The following is a 26,631-nucleotide window of genomic DNA, read 5'->3' on the forward strand; positions in this document are numbered from 1 at the left end:
CCGTCTCGAAGCCTTATATGGGATTAATGTTTCGTGCCAAAGCTTCGAGACGATACTTAAACATTTCCTCAGCCCGAACAGACCTAGATATCGACTAGATCTTATATAACCCTTATCCGTATCTACATGATTATTTATTGATTGCGTTTTAATTTAGCTAATGCATCTGCCATTGCTGTATTAAATACTGTTTTTTTAACAGGCTCAACTTTTTTACCCATTTCAGGTTTTTTCTTATGTTCTGCTTTTTTAGCCTGGGGTATTTTTTTTGTTTCAGGAGCTTTAGCCGTTTTTTTCACTGGAGCACTTAAAGGTTCATCTTCTAATTTCATGCTCAAACCAATACGCTTTCTTTCTCTATCTACTTCGATTACCTTAACTGTTATAATATCGCCAGCTTTCACTACAGTCCGTGGATCTGAAATGAATTTATGCGTCATTGCTGAAATATGGACTAATCCATCCTGATGTACACCAATATCAACAAAAGCACCGAAATTAGTCACATTACTGACCACACCCTCAAGAATCATACCTTCTTGCAGATGCTCAATGTCTTCAACACCTTCTTTAAATTGTGCCGTCTTAAATTCCGGCCTAGGATCACGTCCTGGTTTTTCTAACTCACTCAATACATCTCTAATAGTAGGTAAACCAAATTGTTCATCAACAAATTGCGCTGCATTCACGCTGCGTAATTCTTCTTTATTACCAATCAAATTTTTTATATCTATTTTTTTATTAGCGATAATTCTTTCAACCAATAAATAAGCCTCTGGATGCACACAAGATGCATCCAAGGGATTATCTCCATTCATAATGCGTAAAAATCCAGCTGCTTGTTGAAACGCTTTTTCGCCCATACGACCAACATTTTTTAATTCCATTCTATTTTTAAACGCCCCATGTTCATCACGATAGAGCACTATATTTTTAGCTAATGTTTCATTTAGGCCAGAAATATGGGATAACAAAGCTGCCGAAGCAGTATTGACATCTACACCTACTGCATTAACACAATCCTCTACCACACCATCAAGACTTCGAGCGAGGCGAGTTTGATTTACATCATGCTGATATTGACCCACACCAATCGATTTGGCCTCTATTTTTACCAACTCAGCAAGAGGATCCTGCAAACGTCTTGCAATAGAAACAGCTCCTCTTAAGGTTACATCCAAATCGGGGAACTCTTGCGAGGCAATTTCTGAAGCAGAATATACAGATGCCCCTGCCTCACTCACGATTACTTTATTGAGCCTTAAATCGGGGTACATTTTGATAAGTTCAGAGACCAAGCGCTCCGTTTCGCGAGAGCCTGTGCCATTACCAATGCTAATTAAGTTAACCTGATATTTTGCCGCTAGTTTAGCTAAGTCAGTAATTGCTGAGTGCCATTCATTTTGTGGTGCAAATGGAAAAATAACCGTGTAATCCAGTAGCTTACCTGTTTCATCAACCACAACCACTTTAACCCCTGTTCTAATTCCAGGATCCAGTCCAATGGTAATTTTGGGGCCAGCGGGAGCTGCAAGTAATAAATCACGTAAATTTCTTGAAAATACTTTAATTGCTTCTTCATCCGCAATTTCACGTAAGCGAGTAAGCAACTCCAATTCAAGCTTAGTAAATAATTTTACCTTCCAGGTAAGGCGCACTGTTTCTAACAACCAACTATCTGCCTTTCTTTGACGATCAGCGATATGGAAATGGGCTGCAACTTTATTTTCACCGTAAGAAAGATCATTCTCAGGTAAAACTAAGCTCACTTGCAACACACTTTCACGACGTCCGCGAAATAATGCTAAAGCACGGTGTGATGGGATTTTTTTAATTGCCTCAGAATAATCAAAATAATCTGAAAACTTGTTGATTGTTTCTTTTTTCTTGGCACTACCTATTGATTTAACAATGCCATGTTGCCATAAATATTCTCGCAATTCATTAATCAAATCGGCATCTTCAGCAAAATGCTCCATTAATATATGGCGCGCCCCTTCTAAGGCTGCCTTGATATCCTCGACTCCAGCTTCAAGATTAACAAACCGCGCCGCTTCTTCTTCGGGATCTCTATCTGGATTTTTCCAAAGTGTTTGGGCTAATGGATCAAGTCCCGCCTCTACAGCGATTTGTGCTTTAGTTCGACGCTTAGGCCTAAATGGCAAATATAAATCTTCGAGTCGCGTTTTCGTGTCCGCAGCCAAAATACTCTTTTCAAGTTCAGGGGTTAATTTTTCTTGTTCACGGATTGACTGTAAAACCACGGCGCGACGTTCATCTAATTCGCGCAAATAATGCACTCGCTCCTCAATAAAACGTAATTGTACATCATCGAGTCCTTCCGTAGCTTCCTTTCGATAACGAGCAATAAAAGGAATTGTTGCTCCCTCGCTCAGCAGACGAATGGCCGCCTCTACCTGCGCGGGTTTAACTTTAATCTCTTGCGCAATAATTGCAGCTAATCCCAACATCTCTTGAGTCATTTACATCCCCGTAACACATAAATAGATAACAATTAATTATCCCACCCTAACTTCATCAGGTAACTAGTGAAGATCCTGTTGCACTTACTTCATCCAAGCTCCACGATCCTATTCTACAAGCTCTCCTTCTCAGAACAAACAGGAGAAAAATGAATTAAGGATGACTAATAAAAAACGCCACATTATCACTCAACAGTTACTGATTTGGCAAGATTACGTGGTTGATCCACATCGGTACCTTTGACAACAGCAACATGATAGGCCAACAACTGTAAAGGGATAGTATAAATTATAGGAGCAACCCAAGAACCACAAGAGGGAACTTTAATTAAGTGCGCTCCATTGGCACGCCAACTTTGGCCATCATCAACAAAAACAAATAATTGACCCCCTCTTGCACTTACTTCATGCAAATTAGATTTTAATTTATCAAGAAGTTCATCATTTGGAGCAACAGCCACAACCGGCATGCTTTCATCAACTAAAGCGAGTGGCCCATGTTTTAGTTCACCAGAAGGATAAGCTTCAGCATGAATATAGGAAATTTCTTTAAGTTTTAACGCACCTTCTAAAGCAACCGGATATTCAACACCACGTCCTAGAAATAAGGCGTGCGCTTTATTCACAAATAGAGAGGCTAAGTTTTCAATTTCTCCATTCATCTTTAATACCCGCTCACAGCATGCAGGTAACTCTTGTAATTGTTTTATAACTTCATTGGCTCGACTATCAGGACAAAGAGCGGTAGCTAACATTAAAAGCGCGGCTAATTGAGTAGTAAATGCCTTGGTAGATGCCACACCAATTTCAACCCCTGCTCGTGTTAGAAAGACACAATCAGCCTCTCTTACTAAAGTACTCGTTGCTACATTACAAATAGCCAAACTGGCTAAATACGGCATCTCCTTTGCTTTCTGTAAGGCAGCAAGAGTATCTGCTGTTTCACCTGATTGAGAAATAGTTATGAACAATGTGTCCTTGGGAACTACTACATCGCGATAACGATATTCACTAGCAATTTCAACTTGGGTAGGGAACCCAGCTAGAGACTCCAACCAATACTTAGCAACCATTCCTGCATGATAACTAGTACCACAAGCAACAATATGAATTTGTTTTATTAGTGGAAATACATGAGAAGCACGTTCACCAAAACTAGACTTAAGCACTTCAAGAGTATTCACACGGCCTTCTATAGTATCAGCCAGCACTTTAGATTGTTCAAAGATTTCTTTGAGCATGAAATGTCGATAGGGACCTTTAGTTACAATTTCGGCCTCACTCATTAAAAGATGAGAAGGGCGCTCAACAACTGAACCTGATGAATCATAAATAGCAACGTTTTTGGAAGTAATAAACGCACTATCTCCTTCCTCTAAATAGTAGACTGATTGTGCAAAAGCTTTTAATGCCAGGCTATCAGAAGCAATAAAATTTTCACCAATGCCCATGCCAACAACTAAAGGACTTCCTTTGCGGACAGCAACTAACTCCATAGGTCTTTGTTGATGGATTACGCCTATAGCAAAAGCACCGTGCATTTCTGCTGCTGCAGCCTGCACGGCTGCAAGTAAATGTTCACGTTGAAGATAATGGTAATGAATCAAATGAGCAGCAACTTCCGTATCTGTTTCAGAAGTAAACAGATATCCTCTTGTAATTAATTCTTGGCGCAGTTTTTCATAATTTTCAATAATTCCATTATGCACTAATGCAATTTGTCCATGAGATAAATGAGGATGTGCATTTTGCTCTGAAGGCTTACCGTGTGTGGCCCATCGTGTATGAGCAATTCCGGTATTTCCCATAACGGCAGTTTCTTGCATGGCATCGGCTAAATTTTGTACCTTACCCTGAATTCGTACGCGCTTTAAATGCCCATGGTTATCAATTACCGCAATACCTGCAGAATCATAACCTCTATATTCTAAGCGCCGTAACCCTTCCAGTAAAATTTTACTAATATCCCTTTCAGATACAGCTCCGATTATTCCACACATAATCTTCTCCTCGCTTCACTAAACCTTATTTGAACGATATATGAATAAATAAGACGGGAATTATGCCACAAACATGAGTAAATCACTAACACGTTTGCTCAAAGAATCAGAAAGGGGCTAGTTCTGTTCGGGCAGAGAAAATACGCCGCTACCATTAAATTAATCGTCATCCCTCGCTTTGCTCAGAATGACGATTTTGCGGACATACTTAACTTAATATCAGTAGTCCTCAGACAGCTGCAAGACTAATAAATCACAAAACTACAGATCACTTCCATTACTCAATTGGATTTTTACAATTCACTGAATATCCATGATCTTTCATCGCATTACATACTTCAAAAGCGAGTAATCCATGAGCGCGAGTGCTTGGATGAATTTCATCCCAGAATAAATAGCTTTCTGGAGTATCGCAAACATGATAGTTTTTATCCCCAGCGGAGAAGCTTGCATCTCTATATTGGAGTACTTGTGCATAACGTAATACATAGTTATGAGCAAAAGGTGAAGTACGAAATGAATCATACATCGGTAGTTTCACATCAATACATGCATCCTTAATATTTGTAAAACCATAGTTCTCAGGATTTGTTAAAGCTCTTTCCATGTATTCTTGCATGTTAATATAGAGGATGTCGGCATTAGGATAAATTTTCGCCCACTCTTGGATTCGATTTTGCAGGCGTTCATTGTGCATGTCGATTGCATTGTTTAACACTTCTCTATCCGGAGTTTGTACTGCTCGTGGGGTATCGCCCAAATGAGGCAAACCCATAACGACAAAGCGACGAGCCCCAGCTTTCATTAATTTCATTACCGCAGCACCAGTACTTGATAACACGTTATCGACATAAGTGCTCATGACTTCAGTATTGTAATTATCCTCGAAAAACAAGACATTAATGTAATCATTACTGCCAGAGAACACAAAAAACACTGTTTCATCGCTCAAAGTAGGATGTTCTAATAAGTAAGCTTGGACAGTTAAACCAAGACTTGGGGGAACGAGCTTACCCACAATAAGATTTTTGATTGTTCCTAGTGGATGGCGAATTAAGTTCCATATCGTTAATTGGTAATCATATGTAGCTGACCAACTGCCACCGAACGCACGATTCAAATAGACTTCCTCGTCATCAGCAGAAATGGAAATCATTTTCGCTAAATATTCATTCCATACTTGTCCATTGGAAAACCTTGAATTCCAATAGGGTTTTCCTGGTAATATTGGAACCAATTTGATTTTACTCACTAAATTTGCAATATAGGGTGCCAGCTGATTATCAAAAAATTCAGTAACAATGGCGATACCTGAATCTAATACCATTTGAGGAACATAATATTCTTCAGCGAATTCAACCATTTTGTTCAACACAAATACTTTAAATGGGGCAACTAAAAAAGCGGGATCCTCTTCCTGGCGTAAACTTTTAAGCAAATGAGTAGTATTGCCTGTATCAGACAAACTATCACCAAAAACAACCATAGATTTTACGGGGGTGGCGGCAAAACCGACTATCGGGATAAAAATACAAAGGGCGAAAAACCAACGTAACTTCCTAATGTAATGTGCCATATTATCTCCTTATAAACCTGGGGGGAATGAAAAACACGAATACCTGTGTTGGTATATAACAGTATGATCGCTGATTGGCTTTTGTCAACGCATTTAGTTAATTTTTGCTTAATATTTAACGTGAGTTCGACATAAAATATAAAGTGATTTTTTATATCGAACTGTTTTTATTTAGGACGTTATTTAAACCCAACTTGAGTGCATTTAATTCATGCCTATTGATTAAATTCTGTGTAAATGGTAATTTTTGCTGAATATTTTCGTTATGATTATCAGGTAGTACAATGAAAAAAATAGTCATTGCCGCATTTTATAAGTTTGTTTCTTTAGAAAATTTTGAAACCTTGCGCCAACCTTTATTGATCAAAATGCAAGAAATCGGCATCAAAGGTACAATTATCTTAGCCTCTGAAGGAATTAATGGAAGCTTTGCTGGTACACGGGAACAAATGGATCTTTTTTACCAATTTATCCATAAGGATGAACGCTTGGCCGATTTAAAATTCAAAGAAACTTTTGATAATGAAAACCCTTTCGACAAGTCTAAGGTCAAACTTCGCAAAGAAATTGTAACTATGGGTATAAAAAATGTGGACCCATTGAAAACTGTAGGGACCTATTTGACGCCCCAGGAATGGAATGAACTCATTGTTGATCCTGATGTTGTCTTAATCGACACCCGTAATGATTATGAATTTGAATTAGGTACATTCAAAAATGCAATCAATCCTAATACAGAAAATTTTCGCGATTTTCCAGAATACGTACACCAATGCTTGCTTGACAAAAAAGACAAAAAGATTGCTATGTTTTGTACTGGCGGCATACGATGCGAAAAATCAACGGCTTATTTAAAGGAGCTTGGTTTTGAAAACGTTTTTCATTTACATGAGGGTATTTTGAATTATATAGAACAAATACCCAAGGATGAGTCACTCTGGGAAGGTCAATGTTTTGTTTTCGATAACCGAGTGGCGGTTGATCAAGAGTTAAATAGGGTCTATCCTCAATTACCACTAGATTACAAGCATGATCGTGATCGTGCTAAAGAATAAATTCTATGACCAACAAAAAACAATCCGATTCAACCATTGTGTTCAACCGTAAAGCAAGTTTTGATTATTTTATTGAAGAGCAATACGAAGCCGGTCTTGTGCTTGAAGGCTGGGAAGTGAAAAGCTTGCGTGCTGGAAAAATTAATTTATCCGATTCACATGTTATTATGAAAAATGGCGAAGCCTTTTTATTGGGAGCACAAATTCAACCCCTGATTACAGCCTCTACACATGACATTCCAGATCCAATCCGTACGCGAAAGCTTTTATTAAATAAAAAAGAATTGAATCAACTCATCGGTAGCGTAGAACGTCAGGGCTATACAATAGTGCCACTGTCCTTATATTGGAAAAAAAATAAAGTAAAAATCAAAATTGCTCTGGCCAAAGGTAAAAAGGAACATGACAAACGAGATACGATTAAAGATCGTGAGTGGCAAAGAGATCGTTCACGTATCATGAAAAAAATAGGGAGAGATTGATGAATATAGGCGAATCCGTACCTAATTTTACGTTTACTGCAACTAATGGATTATCAGGCCAACTTAGCGATTATCAAGGTCAATATGTAGTACTCTATTTTTATCCCAAAGATGCAACCCCAGGATGCACCACTGAAGGCCAAAACTTCAGAGACGCGTATCCCCGATTTCAAGCCCTAAACGCCCAAATATTTGGAATTTCCCGCGACAGTTTAAAATCACATGAAAATTTTAAAGTAAAACAAAGTCTCCCCTTTGAGCTGATTAGTGATCAAGACGAACAACTATGCCAATTGTTTGATGTGATTAAAATGAAATCCATGTATGGCAAGCAAGTGCGTGGAATTGAACGCAGTACTTTTATCATTGACCCTCAAGGCAAGCTGATAAAAGAATGGCGAAAAGTTAAGGTCAATGGTCATGTAGACGAAGTGCTAGATACTTTAAAATAAGGATATTCTCCTTGACTGTGTTTCATTCCCTAAGCACAATAAAATAATTAAAAATACAGCAGTAACCTCACTGCATTAAGTTAACGTGAGTTTCAGAAATGACAATGGCTCCATCATAAAAGGTGAATTTATGGATAAAAGCAATACCGTTCCGAAGCTTTTTGTACTCGATACTAATATTTTAATGCATGATCCTACAGCCATCTACCATTTCGAAGAGCACGACATCTATTTGCCAATGGTTGTATTAGAAGAATTAGACAATCATAAAATGGGGACATCGGAAGTAGCACGCAACGTAAGACAAACCAATCGGATGTTGGTAGAACTTATGAGCAATTCCTCTCATGAACAAATTGTCTCCGGATTACCCATCCCTAATTACTCGGATAAAAAAAAATGTAGCGGTAAACTGTTTTTCCAAACGGATGAATTTAACCAAGTGGTCCCTTCCACATTACCCGGACATAAAGTAGATAATACCATCCTAGCTACTGCATTAGGATTACAAAAAAAGCATGCAGAAGCAAAGCAAGTTATTATTGTGTCAAAAGACATTAACTTACGTATCAAAGCAGGAATACTTGGAATTCTTGCTGAAGATTACTACAGTGACCAAGTGCTTGATGATGTCAATCTTCTGCATCGAGGGCTACATATACTGGATAATAATTTCTGGGAAACTCATGCTAAAGATATGGGATCCTGGCAAGACAGTGGCAAAACTTTTTATAAAGTAGCGGGTCCATTAATTCATCAATGGAATCCAAATGATTGTCTCAGTACTGAAGATGATCAGTTCCAAGCCATCGTAAAAAAACTAGAACATGATCATGCGGTCATTCAATTAATTCGTGACTACACCAAGCATTCTGTTTGGGGAATTCATGCTAAAAACCGTGAACAAAATTTTTCCCTTAATCTGCTTTTAGATCCTGAGATTGACTTTGTAAGTTTGCAAGGCCCTGCGGGTACAGGAAAAACGCTCCTTACCATTGCTGCAGGATTAACCCAAGTTTTAGATCAAAATCGCTTCACTGAAATTTTAATGACTCGCGTTACCATCCCTGTAGGCGAAGATATCGGTTTTCTTCCTGGAACCGAAGAAGAAAAAATGACTCCTTGGATGGGTGCGTTAATGGATAATTTAGAAGTGCTCCACAGCTCACAAGTTGGAGGTAGTTTTGGACGTGGTGCAACTCAGGATTTATTACAAAATAAAATTAAAATTCGTTCTTTAAACTTTATGCGTGGTCGTACTTTTTTAAATCGTTATATTATTATTGATGAAGCGCAAAACTTAACCCCAAAGCAAATTAAAACTTTGGTTACACGCGCAGGCCCAGGATCGAAAATTATTTGTCTTGGGGACATCAAACAAATCGATACTCCTTATTTGAGTGAAACAACTTCCGGTTTAACTTTTGCAGTGGATCGTTTTAAAAGTTGGGAGCATAGCGCCCACATGAGCTTAACCCGTGGCGAGCGATCAAGACTTGCATTTTATGCGGCAGAACATTTGTAGCCCTAATAGACCTTGTACGAAATGTGAGGTATAGTATGCACTTTAAGGATTTACCATGACAGACCATGCCATCACTTTTGATGACGTTCTCCTTGTTCCTGCATACAATCATCATGAATCAAGAAGAGTAGTAGAAACCACGAGTACAGACCGTTTGGGCAAATTAACTCTAGAATTGCCTGTAATCAGTTCCAATATGGATACCATTACTGAAAGTGCTATGGCTAATTTCATGACCTCTAAAGGAGCTATGGGTGCCTTACACCGATTTATGTCTGTAGAAGAGAACATCGCCGAGTTTAAAAAGTGTAGCGGCATTGTTTTCGCCTCTGTGGGCTGTTCTACTGCTGAATTAGAAAGAGCCGAAGCGTTACGCGATGCAGGTGCTGATTATTTCTGTGTGGATGTTGCCCATGCGCATGCTAAATATGTGGGAAAAACACTAAAAAGCTTACGCCAAATACTTGCTGATCGTTGTATCATGGCAGGAAATGTTGCCACCTACGCAGGTGCCGATTATCTTGCCTCTTGCGGCGCTGATATTATTAAAGCGGGTATTGGCGGTGGTTCTGTATGTAGTACTCGCATCAAAACAGGTTTTGGGGTCCCTATGTTAACCTGTATTCAAGATTGCTCGCGCGCGGATCGTTCTATTGTTGCAGATGGTGGCATTAAAACATCTGGCGATATAGTAAAAGCCTTAGCTTTTGGTGCTGATTTTGTGATGATCGGTGGTATGCTCGCTGGCACATCCCCCACCCCTGGCGAAGTGATTCAAAAAAGCGATGGCAGCAAAGTAAAACGTTACCGCGGTATGGCCTCTAAAGAAGCACAAGAGAATTTTTTAGGTGAAATGCATGAGTGGAAAACTGCCGAAGGCGTCGCCACTGAAGTTCCTTTCAAAGACAATCCTGATGCGATTATTGCAGATATAGTCGGCGGGTTAAGATCGGGCTTAACGTATGCGGGTTCGGATACAATCAGTGAGCTGCAACGTAAATTAAATTACGTTATCGTCACTCAGGCGGGACGTCTTGAAAGTTTGCCGCATAAATTGTTGGCTGGAAATTAATATCAGACCTGGGTAAAGGCAACTCAACCCTAACCCAGGCCTCACAAAATTTAGCCACCACCACTACTTCATACTGCTCTGATATGTTTTCTCTTGTGTTTCTTCTTGTGTTTTATCAGTACTGGGTGAAGTTGGTTGTGTTGAACTGTAATCAACATCGTCTATGTCCTTTTTCCCCTGTTCCCCAGGAGAGGAACTTGTAGAGGATAATGTACTCATTTCAATGTCCTTTTTCTCTGCTTTCATTTCTTTCTTTTGCTGTTCTTCTGTCACTTCCTGTTGTTCTTTCTTCTTCGCATTTTTTTCAGTATAGTCCTCTAGTTTTTCTGCGAGGTTGTTCAATGATTTGGTTGCTTTATCTATTGGTGCAGTAAGGGTATCCTTGACCGTATTTTTAGCGTTATCTAATACCTCTAGTGCCTTTTTCACTCCAGGCTTATTTTTTAAATCGTCAAGTTTGTCAGTAGCAGCTTCATTAAGCTCATTTAGTGCCGTTTTTGCCGCTCCCTTAACAGCCTCACCAGCTCTTATTGCCGCTTTTCCAGCATCAGTCTCCGCTAAAGCCTTCCCAAGCTTTTTCGCTTTATCTTTGCAAAAATCGGTAATATCATCATTAATCTCTTCAACCATCTGGGACAGTTCATCAATAAGCTGCATCCTTGGATCTTTACTACCTGAATCAATACCTTTTTTATCTTTCTTATCATCTTTTTTCGGACCTTGATTCTCATCTTGCGCCTGATTCTTCTTATCTTTCTTAGTGTCATCCGTTGGCACATTGACAATGTCAGGTTTCTTTGGATCTGTTGTAGGTGTTTTACTTATTGATTGATCTTCGTTTTCTTTCATATATTGAACCTCAGTAATCTACCCCTATTATCTTTAAAGATAGCACATCATTAAATACAATGCTCTAGAAACAGTGATAGCATACACTTTATTAATTGAGTACTATAATCATAACAAGGATTATTTTTGATGAATTTCCTCTGCAACTAATTTACACTAAATTTTCAAAATAGATACAGCAAAATGGATTACTTATGATTTATAATGATTTTCGCTTTATGTCCCGTGGAAAACAACTCCATACGTTGAAAAAAGAGGACTTTTCACGTCTTCAACCTATTAATCAACGAAGCACTAAAAAAGATCGTGCCTTACTGCTTTTTCATGGTTTTACTTCATCGCCAGCTGTTTATCGCTACCTGATTCCGCAATTAAAAAATTATGATGCGATTGTTTGTCCTGTTTTACCAGGACATGCAGATAGTATTGCTGCTTTCGCTCGAGCTAAAAAAGACGATTGGGTAATGCATGCTAGGCAAGAATGTGAAGCATTGTTTAAAGAGTATCAAAAAGTAGATATATTGGGAGTGTCCCTTGGAGCATTACTGGCATGCAAGCTGAATAGGAACTTTCAATTCAACCATTTGTTTCTTTTAGCTCCCGCCTTAAAATTACAGATGAATATTAATCGAAATAAAAAACTACTTAGCGTACTCCAAAGTCTTGGTTTTTGTGAATTACGTGGAATGATGGGTAATATTGTCAGTACTAAAAATACAGAAATAGCCTATCGAAGAATTCCTATTACCACATTGATTGAACTATTTAATTTAATAGAAGAGCACCAATGGGCCCCTCCAAACTGTCCCACGGACCTTTTTTTAGGAACCCATGATATTGTTGTTGCATCCAAAGAAGTAGAAAAAATGTTTGCTCATCTGCCAAACACCACCATACATTGGCTTAAAAACTCAGCCCATGTATTGCCTTTAGATAATGATTTGGATCAAATTGTTCGATGTGTTAATCAATACGTATAATTTACAATCAGATCAAGTTATTTTCTGACCTTCCGCTTGCGCGATTGAGCCAAACTGGATCCCGTATAAATACTACGCATTTTGCGAGATAACGTTCGTTTAGCTAAACGAACGTTAATTATGGAAATTGCTTGTTGTAACGATTAAAATCTTTCAAATCGAATTGGTTCCATTCGCGCATATCCAACACCGAGCCATCAAAAGCCATAAAATCAGCTCGGGTTGTCGGTAGATTATAATAGTAAATATCACTGGCATCGGTAGCTAAATTGCTTTGATGTTTCGCTACAGAAATTTCTGCGACAGAACGTCCATGTGTCTTCACAAAACTACGTTGGGCACGTAAATAACGACCTTTAAATCGTGCATTATTCCAAAGCTCAACATCCAGTCTTTGTACTGCACCCGCCAATTGAATCGTTGCCGCTTGCCTTGCACGTATGGTTAATGTATCTGTTTTAACCCAATACAAACTAAGCCAAGCATTTCCTTGCATGGTTAAATTCGCTAAATTAGCAATCCCAGAAAGTTGTACTTTAGGACTGCCCTGCAAATGAACCTGTAAGTTTTGGCTCGATATACCACCAATTTGAATTAGGCCATTGCCTTTAATATCCAGTACACGTAATCCAATAGAGCCATTGAGCCTTACAGTCCCAGTATTTACCAAATAAACATCTAATACGCTTGTATGTAATTGATTACCTACAATAAGGTTCGTATCTTTAGCAGCTAAACGATTAAGGAATTGACCTCTAATATCAACAGAAACAGGCCCATACATGGGATAACCTTTTCCTAGAGCTAAATAAAGAGTATTTTGTGAAACTACTGTTTTTAGCGCAGCCAAATCACGAGTATCACCTCTTAAAATAATTTGCGGTTTTTTATAACCCGTATGTACTGTTACATTCATTTGTCCTTGAACATCAACATGATTAAAAGCACTGACTGCTCTGACTTGTTTTGTTTTAATACCTTGCGGCGGTAACGAAGAGACTTTGGGCGCATGATGATGTGCACAAGCAGTTAATAAAAAAACAATAAGAGTCAATAAGTAGCACCGCTTTAGCATAAGATTTTATCCCTAGATGACAATTCCTCTACATTAGAGGAAGTTTTACCAATGTTCAAGATTAAGTTTTTTAAGCATGTTCTTAACTCAACGTTACATCATCCTAAAAAAGCCTCTGTATTAAAATTTGAAAGAGTCACATTGTTAGGACAAGTATCATTAATTTGCGAATCAGGAGCCTCATTAATTAAAGACTCTAAAGAATCTCCATCTGGAATAAGCGCGGGCAATTGAATGTAAATATCTACTAAGATACCTTTTTTGCAGCCTAAATATATTTTATTTGAATTCGTTGGGCCAAAAGACTGAGTAATCATTTCTCGCAAATCAGTTAATTGAACTTTTTGGCCTTGATGTTGCGTTAGATATTGACCAAATAAAGAATTATCGGCTGTTTCTGCTAAGCGGATAGCCAGAGCAAAATACTGATCAGCAGATAAAATTTGACAACTGCCATGTTTATTCCATTCATGTCGTTCCAAACAACTCCCGTAATAGTAACTGGGCATTATTCTTTTTAAAAGCTCAGCAATCTGAGGGGATAAATCTAATGGAGGGTAGGCACAATGACTTGTCTTTTGTTCCACACCGCAATATCCATAATTTTGACCACATGCTTTTTGATTAGGCCATAATCCATGTAGCGTAAGATGTTTTGCTTGATAGGAGTCTTTGGGTAAATGCGCGCATTCTGGCTTACCTGCTTCATGTCCATAAGTTTGGCAGAAACCCGGTTGTGAACTTAATGCTAAAACATAAGAATCGGACAAACCTGCATGCATATCACAGGAATCACCTAGCTGTTCCATAGCATGCACATTGATTGAAAAAACCAGCAATAACAATGCAAACTTCATCATGAAGACACTTCAATTGGCTTCTTTCGAAACATTATACAGAAGCAGATAATGAATGCTAGATCTTTATCCTGAATAAAGTGGCCCCTCTTGCGGATCTATCGAAGGATCAACCTCGTTTTCGCCAAGTAATGGTTTTTTCATTTGTTCTGCAGATGTTTTCTTAAAGAAACCCTGAGGCTTTTTCGTTTCAACCTCATGAAGCGAATCATAAAATTTCGTATATTCTTCTTGATCGAACTCTAATGCCTTTTTTTCTTCTGGCTTAAATAAAGAATCAACCAGATAACGAGAACCTAAAGCAAATCCCAGCGCTGCGCCAATAGTAAGTATACCAAATCCTAAAGGCATGCATACTAAACTGAAAAAAACGACCACTGGGATAAGGATATCCAGTACAATACCACGTATTAAATTCGCTGACTGATAAATCATCATTTGTTTTTGATATTCTGTTTCTGCTTTGAGCTTCTTAATCTCCAAGAAAAGAAGTTTTCTTTCCTTCTCAGTGAGTTTATGGCCATCTCTTTTTAAGATACTCACCTTAAGCTCGTATTCCTCTTTAATCTCTTTTCTTGTTTGGTGAGTTGTGTACAGTTCAATACCACCTTTTATCGCATTGTTAATTACAGTGAAGGCAAGACATAAAACCGCGCCAACAAGACCTAATGTAGCGGCAACAGGTGCTGCAACAGGCAAAAATGGCATCGTTAAAATGACAAAGGCCAGCATCAAACCCACAGCATAGGCAATATTGCTCATTAATGAAAGCTTGTTCATTTGCCATTCTCTGGCACATTTTTTTTGTTCCCTTTGTAATGCATGCAGCTGCATTTTTAATTGTCGTTCTTCAGCTGCTCGCTCTTTTTCACCTTCTTTTTGTTGAGTACCTTTAAGAACCTTAAGTCGCTTTTCTATTCTGGCAATATCTTCAGAATATTGCAGCATGGCTTTATTGTATTTTGTTTTCTGTTCCTCAAAATCCCAAATAGCAATACTGATGTCAAAAATTAATAAAGCAACGGTGAGTGCATCACCCCAAGTCCCTAAAATACTTTTTCCAGTTAACCAAAAAAAGCAAACCAAATTGGCTGTTCCCCAAAGCGAATCATTCAATAAACTAAATTTTCTTTGGTCCCATTGCGTTTGAAAGCGCTCATACCAAGGCATTTTAGCCTCTTCTTCACTCATCCAAGAACCTTTAATTGTATGTTTTAATAATAAAGAGAGATTTAGTGCAAAACGTGCGTAATATAAAACCCAACTCAAAGTACCTGTATAAAAATCCGGGTATCTGATTGCCTTTGCAGCTTGGCCCGCGTTAGGATGATCTTTAGGAACTAAATCAATTACCGTTTTTAAAAAGGTAGACTCCCACACCCAATTCAATCTCTTTTCGTTTAAAGAACCCATGTATTCTTTAATTGTTTTGGTCGCACCTTTTTCGGTTTTAGTATCAGTCCAATCTACTATTTGTTGGCCAAGCTCGTGACCAACAGCCCACCCTAAATATTTTAGCGGCTTATCCTGATTAAGCTCGGTTTGCTCTGGAGATTTTATAATGAAATTTTGATATTCAGGATCAAGCACGAGAAGAAACTCGACACATCGTTTCATGTGCTGGGTATATGCTTTTCGATTTTCAGTTTTTTGATAGTCTATTTCATGTTGTTGTTGAGCGAGTAAAAGCAACAGTGTCATTTTTAGATCAAATCGCAATTGTTCTTTTTGCTCTTCACTCATGTAGGCAAACATTACTTTATCTGTATCGCCTAAGATCCCCAAATAAAAATTTAAGGAAGGGAGAAAATCATCACTACGATGTGCATTAAAAGAACGACCAGTAATCAATCTCACTAAGTCTAGTGTATGACCTTTTGCTCTTTTATAAGATGGAGTGCATTTTCTTTTTAATTGCTCATAGTCATCTCTATTGCTTTTGGTTTTTTCAAGCGCAATAACTTTTCGATTATTTATATCCGCGTAATAAAGTTTATCTTGGTAGGCAATCACCATGTTTTTCTTGTAGAGTAATGGGATAACCTCAGTAAATTTGTTGCTGGGATCAAAATCAACCTCAATGAGACCACACTCTGCTCTACTATACTCAAGAAGTTCTTTGCGAAGATTAAGAAAATCTTTAAAGTGCCAATCAGCAACTTTCTTGTTTTTATTTAATTTATCGTTAAGAAAGGAGTAAAAAATTCCGCTGCTGGTTGCCATAATGTTACCTCTGTGCTTATGAGTCTTTGGCGACTCATTCATTTAATCACAGTAAAAACTAATGTGTTCTTTTTTATAACATAGCACTAATTTTAAAAACAAGGTGAACATTGATTGATTTACAGTATTGAAACTAAAATTTGCATAATCTAATAAATCGAATAACAAACTTACCCCATCCCCTCCTACGTTGATGTCATCCCGAGCAAAGCGAGAGATTTTGAATGGGTACGTAAATCTGAAAATAAAAAGGGATTACAATAGGTCGCGTGCGTAAATATCATCAAACCGCTTAATGTCGTCCTCTCCTAAATATGCGCCACTTTGTACTTCAATGACATAAAGTGGTTCATTGCTTGGATTGCTTAGACGATGAAGGGTATTTTGCGCAATGTAAGTAGATTGATTTACTGATAAATAAATAGTTTGGGTGTCATTAATGACTTCGGCTTTCCCAGAAACTACAACCCAATGTTCTGCTCGATGTTGGTGCATTTGCAATGACAGACGCGCACCGGGTTTCACCATGAGCCGTTTTACTTTAAAAGAAGCTCCTTCAGCTAAAATTTCATAATAGCCCCAAGGTCGCGATACTCGTTGGTGATCTTGGATTAATTGGTGGTGATCTTTGCTTAAAGAATTAACTAAATCTTTAACTTGTTGTGAATACTGCTTATCGGCAACCAAAACTGCATCCTGGGTGGCAACAATGATTTTATCTTCTACTCCTACAGCTGTCACTAAGATATCTGTACTATGAATAAAACAATTTTTACTTTTTTGAGCAACCACTTTTCCAGTCACTGTATTACCATCGTGATCGGGTATATTGGCATCTGCAACTGCAGACCAGCACCCTAAATCACTCCATTGCATCGCAACAGGAATAACGACTGCTTTATCGGTCTTTTCCATAATTGCATAATCGATTGATTCTGCTTCACATCGTGAAAACTCTTCTAAATCAAGACGTAAAAAGTCATTATGATGCTGAGCATTTAAAACTGCTTGTCGGCTAAAATAATGAATGTCTGGTTGATGTTCAGCTAACTCATTCAGGTAGACACCTGCGCGACAAACAAAAATACCACTATTCCAAAAATAATGAGTACTCGCGATAAACTCTTTTGCTGTCTCCGTTGAAGGTTTTTCTCTAAAGCTTAAAACTTGATGTACTTTATCAGCAAGTGATGCCCCAGCCTCTATATAGCCATACCCAGTTTTAGGACTATCCGGTTGAATACCAAAAGTCACTAAAGCATGCTGCTCGGCAGCAAATTGCGCTCCGGTAATCATCGCTTCTTGCCATGCCAAATCATCAGCAATCCAATGATCTGAAGGTAACACCAACATCACAGCATCAGGACCAGCAATTTGTGATATATAATGAGCGGCGCTTGCAATTGCCGGTGCTGTATTGCGTGCACACGGCTCCAACAGATACGTTATGGATTGAGCAAAATGGTTTAATTGTTCCTGACAAAGAAAATAATGTGCATCATTACTTACAATGAAGGTATGCGAACTCACAAGACTTTGAGCTCTCTTCACCGTTTGTTGCAGAAGAGATAAGTCACCGTTTAGGGCAAGAAACTGTTTGGGATAATTTTTTCGTGACAAAGGCCATAAACGAGTCCCAGAACCTCCTGCAAGAATAACGGGATAAAGAGTAGTCGTCATAAAGTTCCATGTTATGGCATAATTGGCGCATTCTAACAGCATTTTTAACCTAAAAAAAGCGGTTACCTTTACAGCAAAAATGGCTAACAAATCCATTTAAGTTAAAAAGTAAATCAATTTATGGAGGCTCTCAATGAAAAAAGCGGTCATTTTACTCTCTGGTGGACTCGATTCAACAACCTGCCTCGCTTTAGCTGCAGCAAAAGGTTTTTCCTGTTATGCAATCAGTTTTTCTTATGGACAAAGACACTCAGCAGAATTATTGGCGGCACAACGAATCGCGGCACATTACAAAGTAGCAGAGCATCAGATCGTACCATTGGATACCAAATTATTCCGGAACTCTGCATTAACTGACCCCAACTTGAATGTTCCTGCCTTTAAGGAAGGCACAGAGATTCCAGTGACTTATGTTCCTGCACGAAATACTATATTTCTAGCCATGGCATTGGGTTTTGCGGAATCTATAAGCGCTAGAGATATTTTTATCGGGGCAAGTTCTGTGGATTATTCTCATTACCCAGATTGCCGCCCTGAATTTATTAGTGCCTTTCAAACCCTGGCGAACTTAGCAACCCAAGCAGGAGTATCTGGCGATCTGTTCACCATTCATGCACCGCTACAACAGTTAAGCAAAGTGCAAACTATCCAACTAGGAATAAGCTTAGGTGTAGATTATAGCTTAACTGTTTCCTGCTATCAGGCAAATGATACAGGTGAAGCATGCGGTCAATGTGATAGTTGTACTTTTAGACACCGCGGATTTATTGGAGCAGGAATTGATGATCCTACTTTATACCGTCATTCTGAATAGAAACAGCAGGGCTTAACCAGCCCAGCAATCAATAAGGAACACCTATCCCAAATATACATCAATACAAACTACTCGAACGTAAATTTTATCAAAAACGGTTCTTTTAGGATAAATAATACTTAACTTGAAAAGTGTTTAAACAATTAGTGGGTTATAGTCAAATTATTTTACACTTTTGTTACAACAAACTGAGCATTTTTGATTCACATGTAGCAAATTCATTGCTATCATCCGTCCTGATTTATAACCTTGGAGTAAAACATGAAATTTAAAGAGTTTATGACTACGGTTGGTTATTTACCAGCTAATGTTTTTAGCGGTATGGTTAACTTGGTATTAGGTTCTACCCAAAAAGATAAAGATGGAGAGACCAAGACAAATCGTGGCCTTTTAGGTCTTGCTCTTGATGGCGTTAAATATGTTGCTCAATCTACTGCTAATTTCATTGCTGCACATAAAAAAGCAATCTCCGTTGCTGCATGGCTTTCTTTAGCTGCTGCTGGTGGTGTTGGTCTTACATTATTCTTGTGGCCTGCTGCTTTAACAGCTGTTGCTACTTTTTCGATTTATGGTTTTTCTATTGCTGGTATCGTTGGTGCTAACACTGCTCTGCAAATCGGTTTTGCTGCTGGATTAGCTGCTGCTGCTACCTCTGTTGGTACTTACTTAACTGCAGCTGTAGTAAACGGCATTTCTGCAATTACCAGTTACTTTAAGCGTCCTGCTAAAACAGAAAAATTGGTTGCTAGTAATGAGGACTCTTTAAGTGACGAAAGTTCACAGAGCCATAGCCATAGCCATGATGAAATCCCTAACACTAACCCTAGCCTCATTTTATTAAGTTCACAGGCTCCTAAAAATACACAGGGTGTTACTGAAGAGAGCCATGTTGAGCCTCAATTTACACAAGTGTTCTCAACTTCAAAACCTGTTGTTGAGAAAAAAGATCAAGAAGAAGAACTTCGTCTATCTTGCAAATAATGTAAGAAAAAAATACATTATAAAAAACGCGGCTTAAGTCGCGTTTTTTATTTTTCCCTTCCTCTAGAGTCTGTTTACAATTCTATATCCTTACTACAGCATTTACCTCTCTTTTGCGTTATAATCAGCCATCTTTCATACAAGTGGGTACTTTAATTGATGAAACAACGCAAAATGCTGGTTACCAGTGCTTTACCTTATGCAAATGGACACTTACATCTGGGACATTTGGTGGAACACATTCAAACTGATATTTGGGTTCGTACTCATAAAATGTCTGAAATTGAGTGCATTAGCATTTGTGGGGATGATGCGCATGGCACTCCAATTATGTTGAAAGCAGAGCAAATGGGGATTAGTCCAGAAGCCTTAACCGCTGAAATAAAATTGAGTCATGAACGCGATTTCAAAGCCTTTGCCATAGACTATGACTGTTATCACACCACGCATTCGCCAGAAAATCAGTCTTTAGCCGAAGCGATTTATGAAAAGCTGCAAGCAAATGGATCAATCATTAAACGAATCATACATCAGGCTTATGATCCAGTGAAAGAAATGTTTTTACCGGATCGTTACGTCAAAGGAACTTGTCCTAAATGCGGCGCTAAGGATCAATATGGAGATAACTGTGAAGCCTGTGGTGCTACCTACTCACCAACCGATCTCATTGATGCTGTCTCTGCAATTTCTGGTGCCAAACCTATTGAAAAAGATTCAGAGCATTATTTCTTTGATTTACCACGTTATGAAAAACTTTTAAAGGAGTGGACGCGAAGCGGCCATTTGCAAACAGAGGTTGCCAATAAATTAGATGAATGGTTTGCAGCAGGCTTAAAACAATGGGATATTTCTCGTGATGCGCCTTATTTCGGATTTCCTATTCCAGGAACTACTGATAAGTACTTTTACGTATGGTTAGATGCGCCTATAGGCTATATGGCAAGCTTTAAAAAATTCTGTGATGAGCATGGAATTTCATTCGCTGAATTTTGGGATAAAGACTCTACCACGGAACTGTACCATTTTGTGGGTAAAGACATCGTTTATTTTCATGCTTTATTTTGGCCTGCCATGCTTGCCGCAAGCGGCCATCGCACGCCTACTGCCGTTTATACACACGGTTTCTTAACTGTTGATGGACAGAAAATGTCAAAATCACGTGGCACTTTTCTTGAAGCACGTACTTATCTTGAATATTTACACCCTGAATATTTGCGCTATTATTTTGCTGCCAAACTTAATGGTCGTGTAGATGATCTGGACTTAAATTTTGATGATTTTATCAGTAGAATTAATGCTGATCTCGTGGGTAAAGTAGTTAATATAGCGAGTCGGTGCGCAGGATTTATCAATAAGCGATTTGACAATATCTTAAGCAGCTCCTTAAGTGAACCCCAATTATATAAAGAACTCATCGACGTGCGTGGCGACATTGTTGAGTCATTTATTTCTCGTGATTACGCACGTGCTATTCGCCACATCATGGAATGTGCCGATAAAGTCAATCAATACATTGATACCCACAAACCTTGGGTATTAGCAAAAGAAGAAGGGCGTTTATCCGAAGTACAAGACATTTGTACGATGGGTATTAATTTATTCCGCATTTTAATCACGTACTTAAAACCCGTATTACCTTTAATGAGTAAAGCGGCAGAAGACTTTTTAAATTGCAATCCCTTAACTTGGGAAGTAATCGATGCTCCTTTATTGAGTCATCGAATCAATGCGTTCCAACCGTTAATGACTCGCGTTGAAAAAGAAAAAATTCAAGCAATGCTGGAACAATCAAAAACAGGTGTGTAATGGCTTCCGTTAAAGAAATAGATGCACTTTTGCCACAAACTCAATGTGGCGAATGCGGTTATTTGGGTTGCTTACCCTATGCTGAAGCTTTAGCTCAGGGTACAACCACGATTAATAAATGTCCGCCAGGCGGGGTTGCCACAGTTACAGCCTTAGGCTCTTTATTGAAGATCGATCCTACCCCTTATCTGGATGAGGTAAAAACAAATACACGTCCCCCATCCATTGCAGTCATTCGTGAAGCGGAATGCATAGGCTGTACCAAATGCATCAAAGCATGTCCTGTAGACGCAATAGTGGGCAGTGGTAAATTAATGCATGCGGTGATTACCCATGAATGTACGGGCTGTGGTTTATGTGTTGCCCCTTGTCCTGTAGATTGTATTGAGATGGTGACGTTACCCGCTGCAGAATATGATAAGGATTTAGCACGTAACCGTTTTCATGCCAAACAAACTCGTTTGTTACGCGAAGACCATGAAAAACAACAAGCTTATAGGGAAAAACGTCAATTAGCGATAAAAAAGGATAAAACACAAGAAACACAAGCCAAGCAAAATTATATTCAACAAGCTTTAGCACGTGTGAAAGCGAAAAAAACTCATGAATAAACAACAACGTCGTGAAATTTTTTTGCGTTTCCAAACGCAAAATCCACACCCAGTTACAGAGTTAGTTTATGATTCACCTTTTGAGTTATTAATTGCTGTTATTCTTTCAGCGCAAGCAACTGATGTAGGAGTAAATAAGGCAACCGTTAAATTGTTCCAGGTAGCCAATACACCTCAGGGCATCCTTGATTTGGGATTAGAAAAACTTAAAGAATATATTAAATCTATTGGCCTATATAATAGCAAAGCACAGAACATTATGAAAACATGTGAATTGTTGATCAAGAATCATCATGGAAAAGTTCCTGATCAACGCGAGGCATTAGAAGCATTACCTGGCGTAGGTCGCAAAACAGCTAATGTTGTACTCAATACTGCTTTTGGGCAACCTACTGTAGCGGTGGATACTCATATATTTCGAGTAGCTAATCGAACGGGAATTGCTAAAGGTAAAACTCCTTTAGCAGTGGAAAAAAACTTAATAAAAAATACAGCACCTGAATTTTTAAAAAATGCACATCACTGGCTTGTATTACATGGGCGTTATGTATGTACTGCACGAAAGCCTCATTGTAAAACGTGTGTTATTCAAGATCTTTGTGAATATCCAGATAAAAATTTATCATAATTGTTCACTAAGCCTAGCATAGTGTAATGTTCCTGTACTTCATGAGGAAAAGACTAGCATTTCTTTTTTTTTCCTCATACAATGAGGTTTCGTAGTTGCAGGGAGAGCAAGAGTATGAGCTGGTGGACATCTATAGTTAATGGAGCTAAATCATTTGGTGATGGGGCAACTTGGGCTTTGAGTAAAGCGCCTATCACGCAAGTAGTAAGCTATGCTGCAGACACAGCGTTTTATGTAACCGAACAGATCTTAGCTTTACGGGAAGCAATTCCCGCTCTGATCGCTCCATTTAAAACTCGCGTAGAAGAAATGACGCCCCCAATGGAATCCGTGCAAAAGGTTATTAAAGGAATGGGAAATGTCGTATTCCACGACGTACTCCCCGTAGTAGCAGTCAATTATGTCAATAACGGGATTCAGAGTTATTTTCGTGAGGGTTATAACGAAGAGCAAGGTTCGCTATTGGCACCATATGCTCTTTTTTTATCTACTTTATCTTTAGTCAATTATGGCGTTCAACTCTATAACTATAGACAAGCAACTAAATTAGTCGCACATACTCTAGTCCTCGACTCAATAGCACCTTCTGCTTTTAACGAACATAAAGCACTTCTTCCAGCACCTCCTACACTTTGTATCGAAGAAGATTGTAATTTTAAACGCAAGTTCAAAGGTTCGCTGCGAGGAACAATAGGATTAGCTTTAAATGATCTTGTGCTTTGGGGAATTAGTCAATTTCCGTATGGTGGTAAGCAAATCGCATGGATACTAGGTATCTATTTCTATGGTGAATACATTACCTATATGGCTACACCCGAACGTTGTGAACGACATAAGGGCATGAAACCAGAATCAATACTGTCTTTAGGATTAGCGTACACTGGAACCTCAGCGCTTATGAACTATGCACTGGAATCTACTGTGGGCATACCGCCCTATCTCTATAACAGAACATTACAACATTTGTTGCTTTTATTACATATTAATGTTGCGTCTCATATGGCGTTACCCTTAGTGAAACCACAAAAAGATGTTGCCATTCCCATTGATCCCTTATTTTTGTATGACCGGACGAAACGATTTATTATTGACGTAGTCTTTGCAGGTTTAATGAAAAGAGTACCCATCGATTTTAAACCTCCCGAAGGTGCAAAACCCTTTATACCGCTTTCAACTTTATTTAAATTTTTCACTAAAGTACTGGAAAGTGATTTAGAAAAAGTACAGCCCTCTCAACCTGGATTTTTTAAGCAAGCCACAAGGGTTGTTTTACCCAAGATGTTCCATAATCCTAAAAATGCCGTCAATGATCCCGTGATCAAACAATTTTGGCCAGAAATACGAAGTGATTTACTGTATATTATAGACATTATAGAGTCCACCAAACCTATTCAAACCTTGACTACAGGGGCTAAACCAATCTCATCTACGGTTAAATATACATTACCTAAATTACTTTGGTATCGCTTTGGTTTACCCATAAAATTATCTGAATTTCTTTTATCTTTGAGTAAAAAAGAGGACTTTTGGAATTTTGTTACCGCGTTTAAACGTTGGCTTGAACGCAATGATGTATCTCGTGAAATTATCTTAGCCAAAGTAAATTCAAACGCTGGACTACATGAAACAGATAAGGTAATCGAACTTCCACCGAATTCACAAAAACCAACAACATTACCTTCAGTAGAGGAGCTAAAAACAACTCGCACCCCAATAATGACTGATGCAAAACAGTTGATTCCCCAAAAACCTTTATCATTAATATCTACTAATAGCTTATTTTCTACCAAACAACGAAAAAACCTAAATAACGGACCTAAAATAGATGAAGTGCCGTCATTACAATACAATTAATCATTTCTAGAGAATTGGCCCTCCATCGGTGGGCCTCTAGATTATTGGAGTTTTCCGGTGGGTTATTAAAAATAAATGCTTTTGTATAAGTTCAAATAAAATCAGTTCGATATAAAAAATCACTTTATTTTTTATATCGAACTCACGTTAAATTAAGTAATTATTTGTTGAACAAACATTTCTAAAATCAACAAACCTTATCTTAAACTGCCGTTTATTGCTTGCCATATTAAACACTATAGTGTTATATTTGCGCACGAACTAGCTCATTGCAAAGCATTATCGTAGAAAAGCCAGGACAGTTTATGGAAATCCTATACAAATGAATCAATCGTTGCCTGTACAGAACTCCCCTGGTTTTTTGTTTTTGACTGTAAGTGGCATCACCTCTCTTATCTTATTAATTAATGTCTCATTTAAAATTATTCTCCTACAAGGACTGATGTTTTCCGTAAATAGTTTAATCTGTCCATTAGTTGCAGGATTATATTTATTGGCCTTAAGAAACTTTACTATTAAAGAACAAAGGCATTTTTTAAACATTTCGTTAATGACTGTATATGTATTTTGTATTGGAGTGTTTGTTCTCGTAAACTTACCCGCTGCTGAATATATGCATAATAATCCAGTGTACCAAATTATTTTTGAAGATATTCCAAAAAAATTCTTTGCGACTACTACCGCTTTTGCACTTAGTTTTTATTTGCCGCATCTACTGTTTTATCCCAAATCCAGTAAGACACTTCCTACATCAAAGCAATGCATGCTGTTAGCAATGTTAGGTGGTTTAGGCTTTTTTGGTTTGGACTTTTTTCTTTTATTTTCTGGCACCCATCTACCTAGTTTCAAACAAATTTCTATTGACTCCTTCATGATTGCCTCGCTCATATTGCTGATTATCGGTGTCTTTTATTTGACTTTTTTACTCAAACATCACAATACCTCGTTTATTCCCGAGCGAGGCAGCGAGAAATTGCCCTTATACGATTACCTTATTTGTTTTGCAATCATTGTCATGCTGATTTGTTTAGCTTGCGAATACAGAATAATTACGCTGTTCAGCAAACACAATATCATATCAGCAAGCTCTTTATTTTTTCCCATAACCCTAGTGATTAGTACCATTTTAGGTGAGCTATGGGGCTATAGAGTAAATTTAAAATTGTGTCTGGTACTTATCGTCACTCAATTTATATTTGATGTCTTATTGATGATTATTGTAGCCTTACCATCCCCTACATTCCTTCATTTGAATCCCTTTTACAGTTACATCATGCTCAAAAGACTGCCTACTGCATCGTTGACCTTGTTTCTCGCTTTTATAAGTAACGCGATGCTATTGCATCATTTAAAACAACCTAAGTGGGCCTTACAACGCCCACTTCGCATTTTAATTGCTAATATTTGTGCAAATTCCTTATTGTGTTTCATTGATTACAGTTTATTATTTGGTGGAATTTATCCTTATGATCAGATCATTAATTTAGTGGCTAATGTATGGCACTATAAATTATTAATGACGCTGATTTCTCTACCCTTCATTTTATGGTTTTGTACTCATATGGAGAAAAATAAAACTGTACCTACCTTACAATATGATTAAAAAACCTCTGTTCAGAGGTATTTAC

At 38.2% G+C, this 26,631-nt stretch carries 21 protein-coding genes; 13 read left to right on the forward strand and 8 right to left on the reverse strand.

What is annotated here, in order from left to right; genetic code table 11:
* Positions 1-134: 134 nt before the first annotated feature.
* From Lgra_RS05280 to plaC, 3 genes are all read right to left on the reverse strand, one after another.
* Positions 135-2,483, reverse strand: a complete 2,349-nt coding sequence (locus tag Lgra_RS05280; RefSeq protein ID WP_058498231.1) for a Tex family protein — start codon at positions 2,481-2,483, stop codon at positions 135-137.
* 185 nt (positions 2,484-2,668) lie between these two features.
* Entirely contained in the window at positions 2,669-4,483 is a 1,815-nt protein-coding gene (gene glmS / locus Lgra_RS05285; protein WP_058498232.1) for a glutamine--fructose-6-phosphate transaminase (isomerizing), read from the reverse strand.
* A gap of 277 nt (positions 4,484-4,760) precedes the next feature.
* Positions 4,761-6,059: a lysophospholipase/glycerophospholipid:cholesterol acyltransferase PlaC gene (gene plaC / locus Lgra_RS05290; protein ID WP_058498233.1), complete on the reverse strand. Its 1,299-nt coding sequence runs from the start codon at positions 6,057-6,059 to the stop codon at positions 4,761-4,763.
* A gap of 284 nt (positions 6,060-6,343) precedes the next feature.
* On the opposite strand from plaC, the gene trhO reads away from it, so the two are divergent.
* From trhO to Lgra_RS05315, 5 genes are all read left to right on the forward strand, one after another.
* Complete coding sequence (gene trhO, locus Lgra_RS05295; RefSeq protein WP_058498234.1) at positions 6,344-7,114, forward strand: oxygen-dependent tRNA uridine(34) hydroxylase TrhO; 771 nt, start codon at positions 6,344-6,346, stop codon at positions 7,112-7,114.
* Positions 7,115-7,119: 5 nt separating this feature from the next.
* Entirely contained in the window at positions 7,120-7,596 is a 477-nt protein-coding gene (smpB, locus tag Lgra_RS05300) for an SsrA-binding protein SmpB (RefSeq protein ID WP_058498235.1), read from the forward strand.
* Positions 7,596-8,048, forward strand: coding sequence for a peroxiredoxin (locus Lgra_RS05305; RefSeq protein ID WP_058498236.1), 453 nt, complete (start codon positions 7,596-7,598; stop codon positions 8,046-8,048). Before smpB ends, Lgra_RS05305 begins: the two co-directional genes overlap by 1 nt.
* A gap of 130 nt (positions 8,049-8,178) precedes the next feature.
* Entirely contained in the window at positions 8,179-9,573 is a 1,395-nt protein-coding gene (locus Lgra_RS05310) for a PhoH family protein (protein ID WP_058498237.1), read from the forward strand.
* A gap of 55 nt (positions 9,574-9,628) precedes the next feature.
* A complete protein-coding gene (locus tag Lgra_RS05315) occupies positions 9,629-10,645 on the forward strand; it encodes a guanosine monophosphate reductase (protein ID WP_058498238.1) in 1,017 nt (338 codons plus the stop codon).
* Between the two features lie 63 nt (positions 10,646-10,708).
* Here Lgra_RS05315 and Lgra_RS05320 read toward each other — a convergent pair whose 3' ends face one another.
* A complete protein-coding gene (locus Lgra_RS05320) occupies positions 10,709-11,494 on the reverse strand; it encodes a hypothetical protein (protein WP_058498239.1) in 786 nt (261 codons plus the stop codon).
* Positions 11,495-11,688: 194 nt separating this feature from the next.
* Here Lgra_RS05320 and Lgra_RS05325 point away from each other — a divergent pair, with 194 nt between their 5' ends.
* Positions 11,689-12,474, forward strand: a complete 786-nt coding sequence (locus Lgra_RS05325) for an alpha/beta hydrolase (protein WP_058498240.1) — start codon at positions 11,689-11,691, stop codon at positions 12,472-12,474.
* Between the two features lie 118 nt (positions 12,475-12,592).
* On the opposite strand, the gene Lgra_RS05330 is transcribed toward Lgra_RS05325, so the two are convergent.
* The 4 genes from Lgra_RS05330 to Lgra_RS05345 all read right to left on the reverse strand — a co-directional run bounded on the left by Lgra_RS05330 (position 12,593) and on the right by Lgra_RS05345 (position 18,309).
* Positions 12,593-13,549, reverse strand: coding sequence for a GIN domain-containing protein (locus Lgra_RS05330; protein WP_058498241.1), 957 nt, complete (start codon positions 13,547-13,549; stop codon positions 12,593-12,595).
* Between the two features lie 98 nt (positions 13,550-13,647).
* The gene (locus tag Lgra_RS05335) at positions 13,648-14,409 is read right to left on the reverse strand and encodes a ribonuclease T2 family protein (protein ID WP_058498242.1); all 762 of its coding nucleotides are present in this window, start codon (positions 14,407-14,409) and stop codon (positions 13,648-13,650) included.
* Between the two features lie 63 nt (positions 14,410-14,472).
* On the reverse strand, positions 14,473-16,629 hold the full coding sequence (locus Lgra_RS05340) for a hypothetical protein (protein ID WP_058498243.1): 2,157 nt from the start codon (positions 16,627-16,629) through the stop codon (positions 14,473-14,475).
* Positions 16,630-16,884: 255 nt separating this feature from the next.
* Entirely contained in the window at positions 16,885-18,309 is a 1,425-nt protein-coding gene (locus tag Lgra_RS05345) for a mannose-1-phosphate guanylyltransferase/mannose-6-phosphate isomerase (RefSeq protein WP_058498702.1), read from the reverse strand.
* 133 nt (positions 18,310-18,442) lie between these two features.
* Between Lgra_RS05345 and queC the strand changes: the two genes are divergently transcribed.
* From queC to Lgra_RS05380, 7 genes are all read left to right on the forward strand, one after another.
* The gene (queC, locus tag Lgra_RS05350) at positions 18,443-19,123 is read left to right on the forward strand and encodes a 7-cyano-7-deazaguanine synthase QueC (protein WP_058498244.1); all 681 of its coding nucleotides are present in this window, start codon (positions 18,443-18,445) and stop codon (positions 19,121-19,123) included.
* Positions 19,124-19,384: 261 nt separating this feature from the next.
* Positions 19,385-20,104, forward strand: a complete 720-nt coding sequence (locus tag Lgra_RS05355; protein WP_058498245.1) for a hypothetical protein — start codon at positions 19,385-19,387, stop codon at positions 20,102-20,104.
* Positions 20,105-20,278: 174 nt separating this feature from the next.
* Positions 20,279-21,910, forward strand: a complete 1,632-nt coding sequence (gene metG / locus Lgra_RS05360; protein ID WP_238584389.1) for a methionine--tRNA ligase — start codon at positions 20,279-20,281, stop codon at positions 21,908-21,910.
* The gene (locus tag Lgra_RS05365) at positions 21,910-22,521 is read left to right on the forward strand and encodes an RnfABCDGE type electron transport complex subunit B (RefSeq protein WP_058498247.1); all 612 of its coding nucleotides are present in this window, start codon (positions 21,910-21,912) and stop codon (positions 22,519-22,521) included. The genes metG and Lgra_RS05365 overlap by 1 nt, the downstream gene beginning before the upstream one ends.
* Positions 22,514-23,149, forward strand: coding sequence for an endonuclease III (gene nth / locus Lgra_RS05370; protein ID WP_058498248.1), 636 nt, complete (start codon positions 22,514-22,516; stop codon positions 23,147-23,149). Before Lgra_RS05365 ends, nth begins: the two co-directional genes overlap by 8 nt.
* Before the next feature lie 114 nt (positions 23,150-23,263).
* Positions 23,264-25,003: a hypothetical protein gene (locus Lgra_RS05375; protein ID WP_058498249.1), complete on the forward strand. Its 1,740-nt coding sequence runs from the start codon at positions 23,264-23,266 to the stop codon at positions 25,001-25,003.
* Between the two features lie 322 nt (positions 25,004-25,325).
* Complete coding sequence (locus Lgra_RS05380; protein WP_058498250.1) at positions 25,326-26,606, forward strand: VUT family protein; 1,281 nt, start codon at positions 25,326-25,328, stop codon at positions 26,604-26,606.
* Positions 26,607-26,631: the final 25 nt, after the last annotated feature.

Source organism: Legionella gratiana, from assembly GCF_001467695.1.
In the GTDB taxonomy this organism is placed as follows: domain Bacteria; phylum Pseudomonadota; class Gammaproteobacteria; order Legionellales; family Legionellaceae; genus Legionella; species Legionella gratiana.

Excerpts from the sequence above, each read along its gene's own strand:
- trhO (WP_058498234.1), top strand. The coding sequence starts at position 6,344 with ATGAAAAAAATAGTCATTGCCGCATTTTATAAGTTTGTTTCTTTAGAA.
- metG (WP_238584389.1), top strand. The coding sequence starts at position 20,279 with ATGCTGGTTACCAGTGCTTTACCTTATGCAAATGGACACTTACATCTG.
- Lgra_RS05340 (WP_058498243.1), bottom strand. The coding sequence starts at position 16,629 with ATGGCAACCAGCAGCGGAATTTTTTACTCCTTTCTTAACGATAAATTA.
- Lgra_RS05365 (WP_058498247.1), top strand. The coding sequence starts at position 21,910 with ATGGCTTCCGTTAAAGAAATAGATGCACTTTTGCCACAAACTCAATGT.
- Lgra_RS05330 (WP_058498241.1), bottom strand. The coding sequence starts at position 13,549 with ATGCTAAAGCGGTGCTACTTATTGACTCTTATTGTTTTTTTATTAACT.
- Lgra_RS05335 (WP_058498242.1), bottom strand. The coding sequence starts at position 14,409 with ATGATGAAGTTTGCATTGTTATTGCTGGTTTTTTCAATCAATGTGCAT.
- plaC (WP_058498233.1), bottom strand. The coding sequence starts at position 6,059 with ATGGCACATTACATTAGGAAGTTACGTTGGTTTTTCGCCCTTTGTATT.
- queC (WP_058498244.1), top strand. The coding sequence starts at position 18,443 with ATGAAAAAAGCGGTCATTTTACTCTCTGGTGGACTCGATTCAACAACC.
- Lgra_RS05280 (WP_058498231.1), bottom strand. The coding sequence starts at position 2,483 with ATGACTCAAGAGATGTTGGGATTAGCTGCAATTATTGCGCAAGAGATT.
- Lgra_RS05375 (WP_058498249.1), top strand. The coding sequence starts at position 23,264 with ATGAGCTGGTGGACATCTATAGTTAATGGAGCTAAATCATTTGGTGAT.
- Lgra_RS05355 (WP_058498245.1), top strand. The coding sequence starts at position 19,385 with ATGAAATTTAAAGAGTTTATGACTACGGTTGGTTATTTACCAGCTAAT.
- glmS (WP_058498232.1), bottom strand. The coding sequence starts at position 4,483 with ATGTGTGGAATAATCGGAGCTGTATCTGAAAGGGATATTAGTAAAATT.
- Lgra_RS05320 (WP_058498239.1), bottom strand. The coding sequence starts at position 11,494 with ATGAAAGAAAACGAAGATCAATCAATAAGTAAAACACCTACAACAGAT.
- smpB (WP_058498235.1), top strand. The coding sequence starts at position 7,120 with ATGACCAACAAAAAACAATCCGATTCAACCATTGTGTTCAACCGTAAA.
- Lgra_RS05345 (WP_058498702.1), bottom strand. The coding sequence starts at position 18,309 with ATGACGACTACTCTTTATCCCGTTATTCTTGCAGGAGGTTCTGGGACT.
- nth (WP_058498248.1), top strand. The coding sequence starts at position 22,514 with ATGAATAAACAACAACGTCGTGAAATTTTTTTGCGTTTCCAAACGCAA.
- Lgra_RS05380 (WP_058498250.1), top strand. The coding sequence starts at position 25,326 with ATGAATCAATCGTTGCCTGTACAGAACTCCCCTGGTTTTTTGTTTTTG.
- Lgra_RS05305 (WP_058498236.1), top strand. The coding sequence starts at position 7,596 with ATGAATATAGGCGAATCCGTACCTAATTTTACGTTTACTGCAACTAAT.
- Lgra_RS05310 (WP_058498237.1), top strand. The coding sequence starts at position 8,179 with ATGGATAAAAGCAATACCGTTCCGAAGCTTTTTGTACTCGATACTAAT.
- Lgra_RS05325 (WP_058498240.1), top strand. The coding sequence starts at position 11,689 with ATGATTTATAATGATTTTCGCTTTATGTCCCGTGGAAAACAACTCCAT.
- Lgra_RS05315 (WP_058498238.1), top strand. The coding sequence starts at position 9,629 with ATGACAGACCATGCCATCACTTTTGATGACGTTCTCCTTGTTCCTGCA.